This window comes from Kordia periserrulae, from assembly GCF_003054265.1.
Taxonomy (GTDB): domain Bacteria; phylum Bacteroidota; class Bacteroidia; order Flavobacteriales; family Flavobacteriaceae; genus Kordia; species Kordia periserrulae.
Genome location: NZ_QBKT01000002.1, coordinates 104,792 through 123,425, shown reverse-complemented (window position 1 = coordinate 123,425; position 18,634 = coordinate 104,792). Strand labels below are relative to the sequence as shown.

The 18,634-nt window shown below is 36.2% G+C and carries 13 protein-coding genes; 10 read left to right on the top strand and 3 right to left on the bottom strand.

Features of this window, described 5'->3' with window-relative positions; all coding sequences use genetic code 11:
• Positions 1 to 186: 186 nt before the first annotated feature.
• The 3 genes from C8N46_RS04635 (at position 187) to C8N46_RS04625 (ending at position 3,860) form a co-directional block, all read left to right on the top strand.
• Positions 187 to 2,742 (top strand): ATP-dependent Clp protease ATP-binding subunit, encoded by a 2,556-nt coding sequence (locus tag C8N46_RS04635; protein ID WP_108113710.1) that lies wholly within the window; start codon positions 187 to 189, stop codon positions 2,740 to 2,742.
• A gap of 183 nt (positions 2,743 to 2,925) precedes the next feature.
• Complete coding sequence (locus C8N46_RS04630) at positions 2,926 to 3,354, top strand: hypothetical protein (RefSeq protein ID WP_108113709.1); 429 nt, start codon at positions 2,926 to 2,928, stop codon at positions 3,352 to 3,354.
• A 113-nt stretch (positions 3,355 to 3,467) separates the two neighbouring features.
• The gene (locus C8N46_RS04625) at positions 3,468 to 3,860 is read left to right on the top strand and encodes an STAS/SEC14 domain-containing protein (protein WP_108114122.1); all 393 of its coding nucleotides are present in this window, start codon (positions 3,468 to 3,470) and stop codon (positions 3,858 to 3,860) included.
• 2 nt (positions 3,861 to 3,862) lie between these two features.
• Here C8N46_RS04625 and C8N46_RS04620 read toward each other — a convergent pair whose 3' ends face one another.
• Both C8N46_RS04620 and hutH read right to left on the bottom strand, forming a co-directional pair.
• Positions 3,863 to 4,609 (bottom strand): hypothetical protein, encoded by a 747-nt coding sequence (locus tag C8N46_RS04620; protein WP_108113708.1) that lies wholly within the window; start codon positions 4,607 to 4,609, stop codon positions 3,863 to 3,865.
• 33 nt (positions 4,610 to 4,642) lie between these two features.
• The gene (gene hutH / locus C8N46_RS04615; RefSeq protein WP_108113707.1) at positions 4,643 to 6,148 is read right to left on the bottom strand and encodes a histidine ammonia-lyase; all 1,506 of its coding nucleotides are present in this window, start codon (positions 6,146 to 6,148) and stop codon (positions 4,643 to 4,645) included.
• 121 nt (positions 6,149 to 6,269) lie between these two features.
• Between hutH and C8N46_RS04610 the strand changes: the two genes are divergently transcribed.
• Positions 6,270 to 7,310, top strand: a complete 1,041-nt coding sequence (locus C8N46_RS04610; RefSeq protein WP_108113706.1) for a TlpA family protein disulfide reductase — start codon at positions 6,270 to 6,272, stop codon at positions 7,308 to 7,310.
• 69 nt (positions 7,311 to 7,379) lie between these two features.
• Here the strand turns inward: C8N46_RS04610 and C8N46_RS04605 are convergent, their stop codons facing one another.
• Positions 7,380 to 8,918, bottom strand: coding sequence for an NAD(P)H-hydrate dehydratase (locus C8N46_RS04605; protein WP_108113705.1), 1,539 nt, complete (start codon positions 8,916 to 8,918; stop codon positions 7,380 to 7,382).
• A 352-nt stretch (positions 8,919 to 9,270) separates the two neighbouring features.
• Between C8N46_RS04605 and thrA the strand changes: the two genes are divergently transcribed.
• The 6 genes from thrA (at position 9,271) to C8N46_RS04575 (ending at position 18,629) form a co-directional block, all read left to right on the top strand.
• Positions 9,271 to 11,718, top strand: a complete 2,448-nt coding sequence (thrA, locus tag C8N46_RS04600) for a bifunctional aspartate kinase/homoserine dehydrogenase I (protein ID WP_108113704.1) — start codon at positions 9,271 to 9,273, stop codon at positions 11,716 to 11,718.
• A gap of 239 nt (positions 11,719 to 11,957) precedes the next feature.
• Positions 11,958 to 12,884 (top strand): homoserine kinase, encoded by a 927-nt coding sequence (locus tag C8N46_RS04595; RefSeq protein ID WP_108113703.1) that lies wholly within the window; start codon positions 11,958 to 11,960, stop codon positions 12,882 to 12,884.
• Positions 12,885 to 13,128: 244 nt separating this feature from the next.
• Entirely contained in the window at positions 13,129 to 14,409 is a 1,281-nt protein-coding gene (gene thrC / locus C8N46_RS04590; protein WP_108114121.1) for a threonine synthase, read from the top strand.
• 177 nt (positions 14,410 to 14,586) lie between these two features.
• The gene (gcvT, locus tag C8N46_RS04585; protein ID WP_108113702.1) at positions 14,587 to 15,669 is read left to right on the top strand and encodes a glycine cleavage system aminomethyltransferase GcvT; all 1,083 of its coding nucleotides are present in this window, start codon (positions 14,587 to 14,589) and stop codon (positions 15,667 to 15,669) included.
• A gap of 12 nt (positions 15,670 to 15,681) precedes the next feature.
• The gene (locus C8N46_RS04580) at positions 15,682 to 16,503 is read left to right on the top strand and encodes a sugar nucleotide-binding protein (protein ID WP_108113701.1); all 822 of its coding nucleotides are present in this window, start codon (positions 15,682 to 15,684) and stop codon (positions 16,501 to 16,503) included.
• Positions 16,504 to 16,607: 104 nt separating this feature from the next.
• Complete coding sequence (locus C8N46_RS04575) at positions 16,608 to 18,629, top strand: S41 family peptidase (RefSeq protein ID WP_108113700.1); 2,022 nt, start codon at positions 16,608 to 16,610, stop codon at positions 18,627 to 18,629.
• The last annotated feature ends 5 nt before the right edge of the window (positions 18,630 to 18,634 follow it).

The window sequence follows — 18,634 nt, the reverse complement described above, 5'->3', positions numbered from 1 at the left end:
ATTTCACCCCTCATTTTAACGTTTTTTTATTAACAATTTTTGATAAGTTTTTTAGATTATATCGTCTTACACTTTGAATTGAATATTTTTTTCCTTCTATTGTGCCAATTATACTGATATAGCGGAACAATTTTTGTATTATTCAGTTTGAAGTATTAATTTTAATGTCGAAAGGAAACAAGATATATGGATGATAATTTCTCCCCAAGAGTAAAGGATGTAATCGCCTACAGCAAGGAAGAAGCATTGCGTCTTGGCCATGATTTCATTGGCACAGAACATTTGATGCTTGGGCTTCTTCGTGATGGAAGCGGCAAAGCAATCAACATTTTGAACGCGTTGGATGTCGATTTGACACACCTGCGTCGAAAAGTTGAGATATTGAGTCCCGCAAATCCAAATGTGGCAGTTGCTGCTAATGAAAAGCGCAACTTACATTTAACCAGACAAGCCGAAAGAGCACTCAAAACTACATTTTTAGAAGCGAAACTTTTTCAAAGTTCTTCTATCAATACTGCACATTTATTATTGTGCATTTTACGAAACGAAAACGATCCAACTACGAAGCTTTTAAATAAGCTAAAAGTGGATTACGATAATGTTAAAGAGCAATTTAAGTATATGATAACAAATGACGACGATTATATAGATACACCACGCGCGGAATCATTTTCCGATGACAGCGGCAGTTCGCAAGAATCTTCAAAAGAAAACCCATTTGGTTCTTCAAACTCCGGTGGAAAAGTCAATAAAAAGTCCAAAACGCCTGTGTTAGACAATTTTGGAAGAGATTTAACTGCACTTGCGGAAGAAGGAAAACTAGATCCTGTGGTGGGACGTGAAAAAGAAATTGAGCGTGTTTCTCAAATTTTGAGCAGACGTAAAAAGAACAATCCAATTTTAATAGGTGAACCTGGCGTTGGTAAATCTGCCATTGCGGAAGGTTTGGCTAACAGAATTATAAAACGTAAAGTGTCGCGCATTCTTTTTAATAAAAGAGTGGTAACGCTCGACTTGGCAAGCTTGGTCGCTGGAACCAAATACAGAGGTCAGTTTGAAGAGCGTATGAAAGCGGTGATGAACGAATTGGAAAAGAATGATGATATAATTCTTTTTATTGATGAAATTCACACAATCGTCGGCGCTGGTGGCGCTACCGGAAGCTTAGACGCATCAAACATGTTCAAACCTGCACTTGCCAGAGGAGAAATCCAATGTATTGGTGCTACTACGTTAGATGAGTACAGACAATATATTGAGAAAGATGGTGCTTTGGAAAGACGTTTTCAAAAAGTTGTGGTAGAACCTACTTCTGTAGAAGAAACCATCGAAATTCTTGAAAATATCAAAGACAAATACGAAGAGCATCACAATGTAAGTTATACTGATGAAGCGATTAGAGCTTGTGTAACATTGACCAATAGATACATGACCGATCGTTTTCTTCCAGACAAAGCGATTGATGCGTTAGACGAAGCAGGTTCACGCGTTCACATTACGAATATTGATGTACCAAAACAAATTTTAGATTTGGAACGTCAATTAGAAGAAGTGCGCGAATTGAAAAATTCTGTCGTGAAAAAACAGAAATATGAAGAAGCTGCTAAATTAAGAGACGACGAAAAACGTTTGGAGAAAGAATTGGCAATTTCACAAGAAAAGTGGGAAGAAGAATCCAAACAGCATAAAGAAACGGTTGATGAAGATAATGTAGCAGATGTTGTTTCTATGATGACTGGAATTCCTGTAAATAGAATTGCACAAACGGAAAGCAACAAATTGGCACAACTTCCTGAATTGATTAAAGGAAAAGTTATCGGTCAAGATGAAGCGGTTGGAAAGGTTGTAAAAGCCATTCAGCGTAACCGTGCGGGACTTAAAGACCCAAATAAGCCAATTGGTTCATTTATCTTTTTAGGACAAACTGGAGTTGGTAAAACGCAGTTAGCAAAAGTATTGGCGCGTGAATTATTCGATTCCGAAGAAGCATTGATCCGAATTGACATGAGTGAATACATGGAAAAATTCGCCATTTCACGTTTAGTAGGTGCGCCTCCAGGATATGTTGGATATGAAGAAGGTGGACAATTAACAGAAAAAGTTCGTAGAAAACCGTATGCAGTTATATTATTAGATGAGGTTGAAAAAGCGCATCCAGATGTGTTCAATATGTTGTTACAAGTGTTGGATGACGGTTATTTAACGGACAGTCTAGGTCGTAAAATTGACTTTAGAAATAGTATCATCATCATGACATCAAATATTGGTGCGCGTAAGTTGAAAGACTTTGGTGCTGGTGTTGGTTTTGGAACGGCTGCGAAGAAAACACAAGCAGATGACCACGCAAAAGGTGTGATTGAAAATGCTTTGAAAAAAGCGTTTGCTCCAGAGTTCTTAAATAGAATCGACGATGTGGTTATCTTCAACTCGCTTGAGCGTGAAGACATTCACAAAATTATTGATATCGAAATTGCGAAGTTGTATGCTCGAATCAAAGGTTTAGGCTACGATTTGCTGCTAAGTGATAAAGCAAAAGATTATATCGCTGACAAAGGTTTTGACAAACAATACGGTGCAAGACCGCTAAAAAGAGCCATTCAAAAGTATATTGAAGATGCGCTTGCTGAAGAAATCATTACCTCAAAAATTCATGAAGGTGACAAAATTTTCATGGATTTGGACGAAGATAATGATGAATTAACTATCAAGATTGAAAAAGCTGAAAAGCCAACAGAATCGTAAGTAATTCATTATCAGAAATTATAAAATCCTGTTTTCTCAGAAAGCAGGATTTTCTTTTTTTACACTTTTTCGTGCGTTTAAAAGATAAAAAACAGTCGTTTATCTAAAAAAAATAAGGGTAACTGTGAATAATGTATATCTAAAATTGCGCTTTCTAACTTTGCTTCAAATAATCTACCAATTATGAATATTACAGGAAAAAAGTTAAAAAAAATATACAATTTCGACGAAGGAAATTTATATTTCTACAATGATTTAATCATAGGAGAAGTGCTTGAAGGAGTTCATATTTCTTGTGAAACTTTACAGTCTTATTTTGAATTTTTCAAAGAGAACTACTCTGAACCTTTTGGCTATATTTCTTACAGGAAAAACTCCTACTCTATTGATCCTCAAATTTATGCTGTACTTCCCGAAGGTGGACTACTTAAAGGAATTGCCATTGTTTCTGATCAAAAATTTTCTTCCCTTAATGCACGAGTTGAAAAAGCACTCTATAAAGGTCGTTTTGAACTTTTTACAACGCTAAATGCTGCTGTCAATTGGCTTGACACACTGACTCCGTTAAACACTTCTAAAATCTCTTTTTCAGATACATCGGAAAATAAATGACAGTAATCCGCTTTTTTAACAAGAAAAAGCTCAAAACTTGCTACTTTTGCGCAGTTCATCTAATTTTTTAGTTGATGGCAATTAAAAATACTATCTTTAGTAAAAGCCTTAAGATGCATGTAGCAAATGGAAATAGCAACTCTTACGTTAAAAAATATACTTTACCAGTAGGTGAAGTAGAAATTTATGATGCCTATTTAAAAGCAGAAATTAACGAAGGAGTTACGATGAATCATGAAACTGCCAGCGAATTGATTGTCATTGCACGCAAACACTTTCCAACCAAATCATTTGCTTACATTACGGTTCGTAAAAACTCGTATGCCGTTGACCCAATGGTGTATTTAAAAGTTTTTGAAATTGAAAATTTAAAAGCCATCGCCATCGTTTCTGACAAATTTATAGACAATCACAATGTGAAGATTGAAAAGCATTTTTTCAACAAACCGATGCATATTTTCAAAACACAAACAGAAGCCATTGCTTGGGCAATGTCGTGCTTGTAAAATCACTCTTCTTTATTTCCTAGTAAAAGTCCAACAGAAATAAACACTTTTCCTGCTTTGTATTCACTTTCAACACGACTCATTTGCTCTTCTTCTTGATACATTTCAATCGCCTTCTTATTTACTTCTAAATTAAAAAAACGATCAAGCATTAATTGTTCTGTAGTTTCAATATATGCGATTTCATAAAGCACAGAAATTGCTACTGGTATTTTAGTAATTTCATCTATCATAGCATCTATCATTCCTGCTACAATGGGATGTATTGTAAAATATTTCTTCCAGCTACCAAATTTTGGATGATTCTCATTCCATAATGACATGGGAAGTTTTCCATTTCTTAAAATTGTTTTGGTCACTATTTGAAAAACATACAAACTTTTAACTATCTGTTCTATGTCGGTATATTTTGGTATTCCAAATTTGATAGTTTTATAATCTTCAACTATTTCGTCCATTAAATTGGATACCGAATGTTCTAAACCACGATTTAAAATTTCTTTTTCCCAGATAGCTACAAACTCATTCCCAAATTTTTTATCTAAATAGTGGTTAAAATGTACAATTTCTCCTTGTCTAATTCGTATTTCGATAACCAAATCGCTATACTTTCTTGTAGAAATTTCTTTAGCTTGATGGCTTGTTTCATCAAAAAGAATGACCTTACTTTCAACCTCATCAAAAAAATCAAGCGAATTAATTTCCTCGATTATTTTAGTTAGAGATAAAATATCAATTGGTGCATTCAAAATATAGTCTATTTATTATGTAGATTCAATATACTAGCCAAAAAGCACCACATTCTCTATCACAGTATGTTGTAAAAATGATATGGTATCATTAATCGCAATATGCAACTCTCTATCTTCATCTACAAAAGGAACTTCGGCACGATACACTTTTAAAAACGACTCTATAAATTCAGAACTTTTTAGCGGCTCTCTAAACACCAATGCTTGCGAAGCGTTCAATAATTCAATCGCCAATACGCGTTCTACATTATCAATAACTCGAATCGCTTTGGTAGCTGCATTTGCGCCCATACTTACATGATCTTCCTGTCCGTTAGAAGATACAATGGAATCAATACTGGCTGGCGTTGCATATTGCTTGTTTTGACTCACGATACTTGCTGCGGTATACTGCGGAATCATAAACCCAGAATTCAATCCAGGGTTGTTGACTAAAAATGCGGGTAATTCGCGCAAGCCAGAAACCAATTGAAAGGTTCTTCGCTCCGAAATATTTCCCAGTTCCGCCATGGCAATTGCTAAATAATCGAGTGCCAATGCCAACGGTTGTCCGTGAAAATTTCCTCCAGAAATAATTTCATCTTCTGCAATAAAAATATTCGGATTGTCGGTAACAGCATTGATTTCGGTCTCAAATGTTTTCCGAATAAACGCCAACGTATCTTTGGTAGCGCCATGTACTTGTGGCACACAACGAAACGAATACGGATCTTGTACATGTTTCTTTTCTTGCGAAATCAATTCGCTGCCTTCCACAAACTCTCGAATACGTTTTGCCGTTTGCAATTGCCCGTTGTGCGGACGAATGAGGTGAATTAAATCACTAAAAGGTTCAATTCTGCCATCAAAAGCTTCGAGTGAAATCGCTGCGAAAAAATCTGCTAAATACGATAATTTATACGCTTTTAACAACGAAAAAACGCCATACGCACTCATAAATTGCGTTCCGTTCAACAACGCTAAACCTTCCTTGGCTTTTAGCTGAATTGGTTGCCAATCAAACTTTTCCAAGACTTCTGCTGCGGTAATTTCTTTGTCTTTATAATACACCGTTCCTTTTCCCAACAATGGCAATGCCAAATGCGCCAACGGAGCCAAATCACCCGAAGCACCAAGCGAACCTTGTTCAAAAACCACAGGCAAAATATCGTGATTGTAAAAATCAATCAAGCGTTGTACGGTTTCCAATTGCACACCTGAATGTCCATAACTCAACGATTGTACTTTTAGCAACAGCATCAAACGTATCATATCTTTGGGAACGCGCTCGCCTGTACCACATGCGTGGGAAGTCACTAAATTTTCTTGTAATTTCGACAAATGCTCTTCAGAAATCTTCACATTACACAACGAACCAAATCCTGTATTAATACCATAAATAGGTGTTTTTTGGTTTTGTAAACGCTGGTCTAAATATTCGCGACAAGCACTAATTTTTTCGACAGCTTCCGCAGATAAAGCCAATTGTGTATCGGAATGTAAAATATCTTGAATAATACTAATGTCGAGCGTTTTTGAGCTTATATGGTGTATCATGACGGTGTAATCAAATTATCTTTCAAAAGTCAAAATTCAATTCGTATAAAACAAATAATTGTTAATAATTTATTGATTGAATAAAGAATCTAGTACATTTGAGAAAATTAAATATCAAAAAATGAAAAAATTACTGCTACTCGTTGCCGCGTTGGCAATTGTTTCGTGTGAAAGTGAGCCAGAAGCACCGAAAGATTATGTAACACTATCTGGAAAAATAGAAAATAAAAACAGTGATTCGCTTACCATACGCTCTAGAACCTATTCAAAAACAATAAAAGTAAATGAAGATGGTACTTTTAAAGATACATTAAAAGTTGAAAAAGGTATCTTTTATCTATCAGATGGTTCAGAAAGTACTGGTATTTATTTAGAAAATGATTTTGATTTAAATCTAACTTTAAATACCAAGATGTTTGATGAAACAATAAAATATACTGGAAAAGGAGCTATTCACAGTAATTTCTTAGCCGAAGATGCATTGAAAACTGAAAAAATGTTAGATATGGATTTCTTAACGAGTCTTGACTCTACAGGACTTGAAAAAGAAATTGAAAAAATCACCAAAGATCTTAAAGAGTTTTACAATTCCAAAAAAGAAGTTGACAGTACAATTATTGCTTTAAAACTTAAAGATGTAGAACCTATGTTGGGCATGTACAAGCAATATGCAGGTGCATCAATCGCTCTTAAAAAAGAACTTCCAAGAGGAAAAGTGTCACCAGCATTTGAAGGCTATGAAAACTATGATGGTTCAAAAACTTCATTAGATGATTTAAAAGGAAAGTATGTATATATTGATGTGTGGGCGACTTGGTGTGGTCCATGTAAAGCTGAAATCCCTTCGCTTAAAAAGTTGGAAAAAAAATATCACGATAAAAACATTCAGTTTGTAAGCCTTTCTATTGATGATGACAGAGCGCATGGTGGATCATGGGAAAAAGCAAAAGAAAGCTGGAAAGCTATGATTAAAGACAAAGAATTAGGTGGAATTCAAATATTTGCTCCTAACGGCTGGAAATCTGATTTTATAACTGCTTATAAAATTAATGGAATTCCAAGATTTATTTTAGTAGACCCAGAAGGAAAAATCGTAAGTCCAGATGCGCCAAGACCTTCCAATCCTAAACTAGTAGAATTATTTGACGAATTGAAAATATAATCATTCACTTAACATCATAAAAAAACGCTTTAGAAGACTCTAAAGCGTTTTTTGTTTTACTTCTTTTAGTTATTCTTCCGCTTCCGCAGATGGTTCCTCAGGTTGCTTGAATAAATCCAAATAGGCGTCACCAATAAAATCTACAATATCGCTCGCAATCAACGCCTGATATCCCAAGCCAGATAAGGCAATATCACCTGCTTTTCCATGCAAATACACCCCAAAAAGTGCTGCTTTTAGCGGTTCGTATCCTTGTGAAAGCAATCCTGTGAGCATTCCGGTCAACACATCACCACTTCCCGCTGTTGCCATACCTGGATTTCCTGTATTATTGATATACACATACGAATCGTAAATAGTAATGGTGTGCGCTCCTTTGATGATGATGATGATATTGTACTTTTTAGCGAATGCTTTGGCTTTGGCTAGTTTGCCAAAATCGTCTTCCCACGCGCCTATCAAACGCTCCAATTCCTTCGGATGTGGCGTAAAAATAGCATGTTTCGGTATGAGTTTTAATAATTTCGGATTCGCCGCAAGCATATTCAATGCGTCTGCATCCACTACCAACGGATGTGTGTTTTGTTTTAAAAATCCTTCCAATGCTTTTACTGTCATCTTTTCTGTTCCCAAACCAACACCAATTCCAATCGCTTTGGGTTCTATCTCAAAGGAAATGTCTGAAATATGCTTTTCATTCGCATCACAAAGCACCATGGCTTCTGGCAATGAAGTTTGTACAATTTGATAGCCGCATGCAGGAATATATGCAGTAACTAATCCTGCTCCGACGCGTAAACACGCTGAACTTGCCAAAGTAACCGCGCCAATTTTTCCGTGACTTCCTCCTATAATTAAACTGTGACCATATGAGCCTTTGTGTACATATTTTTCTCGTGGAATGTACAGTGGCAATACTTCAAACTTATCAATGAGTTGCACTTCTGTTTCTGTCGTACGCAAATATTCTTGGTCGAGTCCAATATCAATCGCTTCCCATTGTTGCATGTAAATGCCTGTTTCTGGCAAGAAAAAACTCAATTTTGGTGCTTGACTCGTTAATGTGTAATTGCTTTCAATCACCGCTTCTTTATCTTCAGGACCGTGATCGGGATACAATCCTGAAGGAACATCCAACGAAACTGTGTACGCTTCTGATGCATTGATATATTTGATTACATCCTTTACCCAATCAGACGTTTCACGATTCAATCCAATACCAAAAATGGCATCCACAATAATATCATCTCTGTGCATTTCAGGAAATTCTTCTCCCGAATTCAACAAACGCGGCCATACTTTAAATTCTTTAATTCGGTCATAATTGATTAAAAAATCTTTCGTTCGCTTGGTACTAAAGTTCACTATATAGATATGCACATTGTAACCGTGATGTAGTAATTGTCGCCCCAAAACCAATCCGCAGCCGCCATTATTTCCAATTCCACAATAAATATGAATAGGAACTTGCGCGCCTTGCATGCGCGTATGGAACCAATTAAAAATTTGTGTTCCTGCAAATTCCATTAAATCATTGGAGGTAATTTGATTCTTTTCAATCGTTTGATTGATGGCTTCGTAAATTTGTGCGGCTGAATATATTTTCATGTAGGGTTAAATTAGTGCAAAGCATTACACATTTAATGAAATTCTTTACAATTAGCGATACTTTTTTAATGCATTTTTAAAGAAAAACGTTTTTCACTAGCAATCCGTGAAAAATAACTATATAATTTGTTTATGGTCATAAAAGTAATACTTTTGAATAACATCATACGATACACATGCAATTAGTAGCAACAAATATTTCTACATCAACACATATTACAGCGATTATTATCACTGTAACGGTTGCTACTACAACCCCTTTTGGGGTTTAATTTATACAATCAGCAGGTATTTATATACACATTTTTCTAAAAAACATAACATTACCGATTAACCATTCAAAACAAAACTCATGAACGTACTCAAATTTGGCGGTACTTCTGTCGCCAATGCGCAAAATATAAATTTGGTCATTGATATCATTTCCAAAGCTTCTCAAAAAGACAACATTGCTGTAGTAGTTTCTGCTTTTGGCAACACCACAAACATGCTGTTAAAGACTGCAGAATTGGCAGCCGTTAAAGACGAATATTACAAATCATTACTGAAAGAAATTGAGAACAGACACATTCAAGTAGTCAAAGATTTGATTCCTGTAACGGAGCAAAGTGCTATTATCAGTCACACAAAACGCTTATTGAATTATTTAGAAACTTTATACGAAGGTTGTTATTTGCTGCGCGAATTGACATCGAAAACCTTAGCAACCATTGCAAGTTTTGGTGAGTTATTGTCGTCTTTCATCATTTCGGAAGTCATGGCAAGTCGTCAATTAAATAGCGTTTACAAAGACAGTCGCGAGTTAATAATTACGACTGAAAGTTACGAAACGGCACAAGTACTGATGAAAGTTACCCAAGAAAACTGTCGTACCTTTTTTAAAGCAAATGACAAACAAATTGTGATTCTACCAGGATTTATCGCAGCAACGGAAAAAGGAGAAACAACAACGCTTGGTCGTGGCGGTTCTGACTATACAGCTGCCATTATTGCAGCGGCTGTGGATGCTAAAGAATTGCAAATTTGGACAGACGTTAGCGGAATGTACACGGCAAATCCTCGTATTGTTAAACAGGCGACGCCGATTCCACATATTTCCTATCAAGAAGCGATGGAATTGTCACACTTTGGTGCGAAAGTAATTTATCCGCCAACCATTCAACCTGTGCTCCACAAGGAAATTCCTATTTTGGTCAAAAACACCTTTAAACCTGAGCAAGAAGGGACACGTATTTCTAAAAATCCTAATGGCAAACAGCGCGCCGTAAAAGGTATTAGTTATATTGAAAATATTTCACTGCTTACGCTGGAAGGAAGCGGAATGATTGGGATTCCAGGCTTTTCAAAGCGTTTGTTTGAAACCTTATTAGCAGAACAAATCAATATCATCCTCATTACGCAAGCTTCATCGGAGCATTCTATCTGTATCGGAATCAACGACAAAGAAGCTTCCAAAGCTAAAATTGCCATTGATGAAACTTTTGCTTACGAAATTGCTTCTGGAAAAGTAGATCCGATTTTGGTGGAGCAACAATTAGCCATCATTGCGTTGGTAGGCGAAAACATGAAAAATCACCAAGGTTTGAGTGGGAAAATGTTTAGCATGCTCGGAAAAAACAACGTAAACATTCGCGCCATTGCACAAGGAGCTTCTGAAAAAAATATTTCTGCCGTTATCAATAGTGAAGATGCCAAAAAAGCACTCAACGCACTACACGAAGAATTCTTTGAAGAAAAAGTAAAACAACTCAATTTATTTGTAACGGGCGTTGGAAATGTGGGCGAACGTTTCTTAGCGCAATTGCAACAACAGCAAAAATACTTACGCGAACAACTCAAACTCAACATTCGTGTTATCGGAATTTCAAACTCAAGAACAATGCTGTTTGAAGAAGAAGGAATCAATTTAGATAAATGGAAAACGCTGCTCAGTAAAGGCGTCAAAGCCGATTTGGAAAAATTTCGTGAACAAGTAAAATCGCTCAACTTGCGCAACAGTATCTTTATCGACATTACGGCGAGTCACGAAGTTTCTAAAATCTACGGACAGTATCTTCAACACAACATTTCAGTCGTTACTTGCAACAAAATTGCCTGTGCTTCCGAATATGGAAATTATCAGCATTTAAAACAAATTTCGCAAAAATACAATGCGCCATTTTTGTTTGAAACCAATGTTGGTGCAGGATTGCCAATTATTGACACTTTAAAAAATTTAATCGCTTCTGGAGATCGAATTCACAAAATACAAGCAGTTTTATCAGGAAGTTTAAACTTTGTGTTTAATAATTTCAGCAACGAAAACACCTTTCACGATGTGGTTTTACAAGCGCAAAAAGAAGGTTACACGGAACCTGATCCAAAAATTGATTTAAGTGGTGTCGATGTTGCACGAAAAATTCTCATTCTCGCACGCGAAAGTGGATATATTTTGGAGTTGGATGATATTGAAAACAATTCATTCTTACCAAAAGAAACTTTAGAAACTGACACTAACGAAGACTTTTACACTTCCTTGAAAACACATGAAGCACACTTTCAGCAAATTTTTAAAGAAGCCAATGACAAAGATTGTCGCCTAAAATACGTCGCAACTTTTGAAGACGGGAAAGCCAAAGTAGGATTGCAACACATTCCATCAGATCATCCTTTTTACAATTTGGAAGGAAGCGACAATATTGTATTATTCTTTACCGACCGTTATGTAGCGCAACCATTACTCATTAAAGGCGCAGGCGCAGGTGCAGAAGTAACTGCTTCTGGTATTTTTGCCGATGTGATACGAATTGGGAAGTTTTAGAATGTTGTATCTCGACTGCGCTCGATATGACAAATGTTGAATAAAATTAGTTTTTTTAATCTTTCAATCTTTGAATTTTTCAATAAAAAGCCAAACGTCACTTCGAGTATTTTTCCTGCACATTGAGCTTGTCGAAATGAAAGGAAAAATAGTATCGAGAAGTACTTTAAAACTCAAAATGTAAAATCAACAACCCCACAAACAACGAAAAACAAAGAACAAAAAACAACCAGAAAAAAATGAACCAACTCAAAATATTTGCACCCGCAACAATAGCCAATGTTTCCTGTGGCTTTGATGTCCTTGGACTTTGCTTAGACACAGTTGGCGACGAAATGATTATTCGGAAAACATCTGAGAAAGGAATTACGATTTCAAGGCTTGTCGGACAAGATTTACCACTTGAAACTGAAAAAAATGTGGCGGGTATTGCAGGTTTGGCAATGTTAGAAAAGCTCAATCTTAATCACGGTTTTGAAATTGAAATCTACAAAAACATCAAGGCTGGAAGTGGTATTGGAAGCAGTGCGGCGAGTTCAGCAGGAACCGTTTGGGCAATGAACGAATTATTAGGAAAACCTTTTTCTGCCAAAGAATTAGTACCCTTTGCTATGGAAGGCGAAAAATTAGCTAGCGGAACCGCACATGCTGATAACGTAGCGCCCGCATTACTTGGTGGATTTACTTTAGTACGAAGCTATGAACCGCTAGACATTATCAAAATTCCAACACCTGACGAATTGTACGCTACGGTCATTCATCCGCAAATTGAAGTAAAAACGTCCGATTCGCGTTCGGTATTAAAACAAAAAATCACGCTGAAAGAATCCATCATACAAATTGGAAATCTCGGCGGATTGATTAGCGGTTTGTACACATCCGACTATGATTTAATCAGCAGATCATTGCACGACGAAATCGTAGAACCATTACGTGCTATCTTAATTCCTGGTTTTGATGAGGTAAAAGCAAATGCTATTCAAGCAGGCGCGTTGGGCGCAGGGATTTCAGGCTCTGGACCGTCTATTTTTGCATTGAGCAAAGGAGAAGAAATGGCTCAAAACGTAGCAAAATCTATGTCTGAAACCTATAAAAAATTACACATCGATTACGATATTCATGTGTCTAAAATAAATACGAATGGTTGTCGAGTTGTTGAATGTTGAATGTTGTATCTCGACTGCGCTCGATATGACAAATGTTGAATGTTGAATAAAAATTCAAAAAACTATTCGAAACTAGAACGTCACTTCGAGTGAAATTTCGAAGAAATTTAGTATCGAGAAGTACTATGAAACACCAAATGTAAAATGATAAATTTCACATATAAAAGTGAAGGCTTTAATAATATACAACAAAACACGAACAACAAACAACCAGCAACCAGCAACCAGCAAAAAAAATAAAAAAATGAATTATTACAGTCTACATCATAAAGCACCAAAAGTTTCGTTCGAAGAAGCTGTTATCAGAGGATTGGCGCCTGATCGTGGTATTTATTTCCCTGAAAACATCACGCCTTTATCGGAAAATTTTATCAAAAATATTGACAACTATTCACATGAAGAAATTGCCTTTGAAGCTATTCAACAGTTTGTTGGTGATGATATTCCGAATGCTGTTTTAAAAGAAATCATCGCGGAAACGCTGAGTTTTGACTTTCCCGTGGTGTCGGTTGAAGAAAATATTGGAACACTCGAATTATTTCACGGTCCAACGATGGCATTTAAAGACGTTGGTGCGAGATTCATGGCGCGTTGTTTGGGTTATTTTAATCGTGATAAAGAAGAAAAAGTTACGGTATTAGTTGCCACTTCAGGTGATACTGGTGGCGCTGTTGCAAACGGTTTTTTAAGTGTAAAAGGTGTGGATGTCGTAATTCTCTATCCAAGTGGAAAAGTCAGCGATATTCAAGAAAAACAATTAACAACCTTAGGACAAAATATTACTGCTTTGGAAGTAGATGGTGTGTTTGATGATTGTCAAGAAATGGTAAAAACTGCTTTCCTAGATGAAGAAATTGAACGTACACTAACCTCTGCAAATTCCATCAATATTGCGCGTTGGTTGCCGCAAATGTTTTACTTTTTCTTTGCGTACAAAGCATTACACAAGCAACACAAAAACATCGTATTCTCTGTACCAAGTGGAAATTTTGGGAATATTTGTGCAGGTATTATGGCGCAAAAACTAGGATTACCGATTCAGCATTTTATTGCAGCGACCAATGTAAATGATACAGTTTCTAACTATTTGCAAAGCGGTGAATATTCGCCACAAAAATCGATTGCAACAATTTCCAACGCAATGGATGTTGGGAATCCGAGTAATTTTGTACGTATCCAAGAGTTGTATGGAAATGATTTGAAAACCATCAAACAACATTTTTCATCCTATAGTTTTACGGATGCGGAAACAAAAGTTGCTATGAAAAACATCTACCATCAATACAAGTACATTGCCGATCCGCATGGTGCCGTTGGATATTTGGGGTTAAAGCAACACGATTTAAAAGACACGTACGGCGTTTTTCTAGAAACCGCACATCCTGTCAAATTTTTACCAACGGTAGAATCAACTTTAGACATACAACTGGACATTCCGCCACAAATTCAAGAAATCATGCACAAAGAAAAACATGCCTTGCAAATTAGCTCTTATGAGGATTTAAAGAAGTTTTTGAATACATAACAGCTACTAAACTCATAAATCTTAAAATCAATAAACTATCACAACTAAAAAACTATCAAAATCGCCCAAATTTGTGAAAATCCTAAAAAGCGATTAAAAAACAAGAAACAACTAAAAATTCCTCATTCATTTAGGCTGATTTTTCATAAATTCGCAAACAATTTAAGAAAATCACAGATGAAGGATACAGCTCTAACCAAAACTCATGAAGCATTAGGCGCAAAAATGGTTCCTTTTGCAGGATATAACATGCCTGTACAGTACGAAGGTGTTAATATTGAACACGAAACAGTTCGTAACGGCGTGGGCGTTTTTGACGTAAGTCACATGGGCGAATTTTTAATTACAGGTCCAAATGCCTTAGCATTGATTCAAAAAATTAGCACCAATGATGCTGCCAAATTGAAAGATGGAAAAGCGCAATATAGCTGTATGCCTAACGCGACAGGCGGAATTATTGACGATTTGATTATTTACCGAATCAATGAAGAAAAATATTTGTTGGTCGTAAACGCTGCAAACATTCAAAAAGACTGGAACTGGATTACAAGTCAAAACGATGTCGGTGCTATTTTGGAAGATGTTTCTGAAGAATATTCGCTGTTAGCCATTCAAGGACCAAAAGCCGCAGAAGCGATGCAATCACTTACTGAAGTGGATTTAGTGAATTTAAAATATTACACTTTTAGCATCGAAAAATTTGCGGGAGTTGACAATGTAATCATATCAGCAACAGGCTATACTGGTTCTGGCGGATTTGAAATTTACTGTAAAAACGAAGATGTAGTCCACATTTGGAACAAAGTCATGGAAGCAGGTGCTGATTACGGCATCAAACCTATCGGATTGGCAGCAAGAGATACACTTCGTCTGGAAATGGGGTATTGTTTGTACGGAAATGATATTGATGAAACAACGTCTCCAATTGAAGCTGGGTTGAGTTGGATTACCAAATTTACCAAACACTTTTCCAACCGTGAATATTTGGAAACACAGAAAAAAATGGGAACTACGCGTAAGTTAGTTGCCTTTGAAATGCAAGAGCGTGGCATTCCGCGTCATGGATATGATATTGTCGATATTGAAGGAAATCCGTTGGGAATGGTAACTTCTGGAACCATGTCGCCTTCTATCAAAAAAGGAATCGGAATGGGCTATGTACCAACGTCTTATGCAGATGTAGAAAATACGATTTACATTCAAATTCGTAAAAATAGAGTGCCTGCCAAAATCATCAAACTTCCTTTTTACAAAAAATAATAAAAACAACTTTTGAACAGAATATTAATATTAGGAGCAAGCGGCTATATAGGTCAGGCGATTTATAAAGAGCTTTGCTCCTATTTTGATGTGTACGGCACTTTTTACAACAACAAATCCTTCGCTAAAAATCAGCATTTCATTCGCTACGATTTGGATTATGATGGTATTGACGAAATTGTGACGCAAATTCAACCTACGATTATTATTTCTGCCTTGCGAGGCGATTTTGCCGCACAAATTGAAGCGCATGTGTATTTAACCGAATACATCAAAACAAAACCATGTAAACTGTTCTTTTTGTCGTCTGCCAATGTGTTTGATGCGTATAGCAGTTATCCGTCGTACGAATACGATAAAACGCTTTCGGAAAGTATTTACGGAAAACTTAAAATTCGCATTGAGAATATGTTGATGCGTTTGCCGCAGAAAAAATATGCCATTATTCGCTTACCGATGGTTTTTGGGCACAATTCGCCTCGAATTCTGGAAATAAAGCAATGTTTGAAAGAAAAAATTCCAATTGAAGTCTTTCCGCATTTGGTGATGAATACGATTTCCGATAGAAAACTCACGCAACAAATTCACTACATGATTAATCGTCGTAAAAGTGGAATTTTTCACTTAGGTGCAGAAGATTTAATTCATCATGAAGATTTTTTTACGGAGATTTTAAAAAGTTTGAATGTTGAAAAGCCGCTCTTCAAAAACGTATATACGTCCAACTTTGATCGCTTTTTAGCTGTATTGCCAAAAGACAACAAACTTCCAAAACATTTAGCAACCACCAATCAGGAAACGCTGGAATATATTTCTGGAAAGATGAAAGAATAATTAAGAATTATTCACGAACATATTTTCGACTCACTTTCCTACGAAAAAAGCAAAAGATTTGCTAAATTCGTACACTAACGTTACTACAAATTCTATTCGCATTCATGCACACTATTTTTCGTTTCCTGTTGCTCTTTGTGGCAACTTCCACCTTTGCACAAATTGATTCTTCTTTTTGTACTAAATCGCGCTTAGTTTTAACAATGCTTGAGGAGCATCATTACAAACCCAAAACAATTGATGATGCATTTTCCAACTATGTTTTTAACACTTTATTGGAGCGACTCGATAGTCGGCGTTTGCTTTACTCGAAAGCAGCTATTGAATCGCTAGCGCCTTTAAAAGATAAACTTGATGATTATTTGCTAAATGGTGAATGTGATTTTATTAATGAATTCACCGCTTTTTATGAAAAACACTTAAAGCAAACGAAAGAAACCATTGAACAACTGGAAAAAGCCACACTCGATTTTTCTGGAAAAGACAGTGTGTATTATGGAAATTTCAAAGAAAAATCAACATTTTCTAAAACTCAAAAAACACTTCAAAAACGTTGGTCTAAAAAGATTCGAATAGACATGATTCGCGATTATTTATCGCTGAGCGAACCTTCTAATTTCCCTAAGATAAAAGCGCAGCTCAAACAAAAGGTGATTTCAGAAAACAAGTGTTTTATTGTAGACAAGCTTCAAGTTGTCAACGGATTACAAGCGCATGTAGAAACGACTTTTTTAGATGTGGTTTGCTCCTATTTTGATCCGCACAGCAGCTTTTTTGACCCAACTGACAATACAAATTTCATGAATTCCATTGGCACAGAAACAAGCTCTATTGGTGTATGGTTTTCGAAAAACAGCGATGGAAAAATTGTGGTTGCAGGTTTGCAAACGGGAAGTACTGCTTGGAAAGAAAAAGAAATCAACGCGGGCGATTTGGTGTTATCACTAGAAGCAAACGATACCGAAATCAACACCACTTGTCTTTCGTTGGTGAGTTTGTACGACTTCATTAACGAAGAAAATCATAAAACCATTACTATCCATTTTTTAACCGATAAAAATCTCAACAAAACAGTCGTTTTACGCAAAGAAAATTTAAAAATTGAAGAAAATGCGGTCAATAGTTTTATTCTAAAAGGTAAGCAAAACATTGGTTATATTTCATTGCCGAGTTTTTATACCAACATGGATTTTGGCTTTGGAAGCGCCAATGATATTGCCAAAGAATTGTTCAAACTCAATGCTGTCGATATTGACGGACTGATTTTAGATTTGCGCGGAAACGGCGGCGGCTCTATGAAACAAGCCATCGATTTGGCGGGAATGTTTATAGACAAAGGTCCCATTGGAATTTATCGCGACCAAAAAAACAATAAAACCATTGTAAAAGACTTGAATCGTGGTACGCTATTTACCAAACCGTTGGTAATTTTGATTAATCATGAAAGTGCCTCAGCTTCCGAATTTATTGCAGCGGCGTTGCGCGATCATAACCGCGCGATTATTGTGGGAAGTAAAACGTACGGAAAAGGAACTATTCAACAAATTATGCCGTTACAAAGTGAAGAAGGTTTTTTGCGCATCACGATTGAAAAAATGTATGGTTTTAAAGGCAATTCGCATCAAGCTATTGGGATTGTTCCAGATATTGAATTTCCAAGTTTACTAACGGGCATTGAAGATGGTGAAAGTGAAAATCCAAATGTTATTGTGAGTGATACCATTCAAAAAAACGTCTATTTTAAAATTCCTGAAGCTGCAAATTACGACGACTTGCGTGCACGAAGTTTTGCTAGACTTCAAAAAAACAAAGCTTCCCTCACCATTCAAGAAATCAACAAAAATTTACTTTCGTATTTACAAAGCGAACGTGAAATGCCGCTAACTGTGAAAGGAATTGAAGACGATTTGAATCGCTTTAATGCCATTTTTGAAAAATCGGATGCTATTGAAATGGAGCATGATACTTTTGAAGTGGTGAATTTGGAAGATTACAAAGAAATTTTAGCCTATAATAAAAACAAAGCCAAAGAGAATTCGTATGCGATAAAAAGTATTCAAACCGACCATGAAATTGAAGAAACATATCGCATTCTTTCAGATTACATACAACAACTATCCAAATAAAAAAC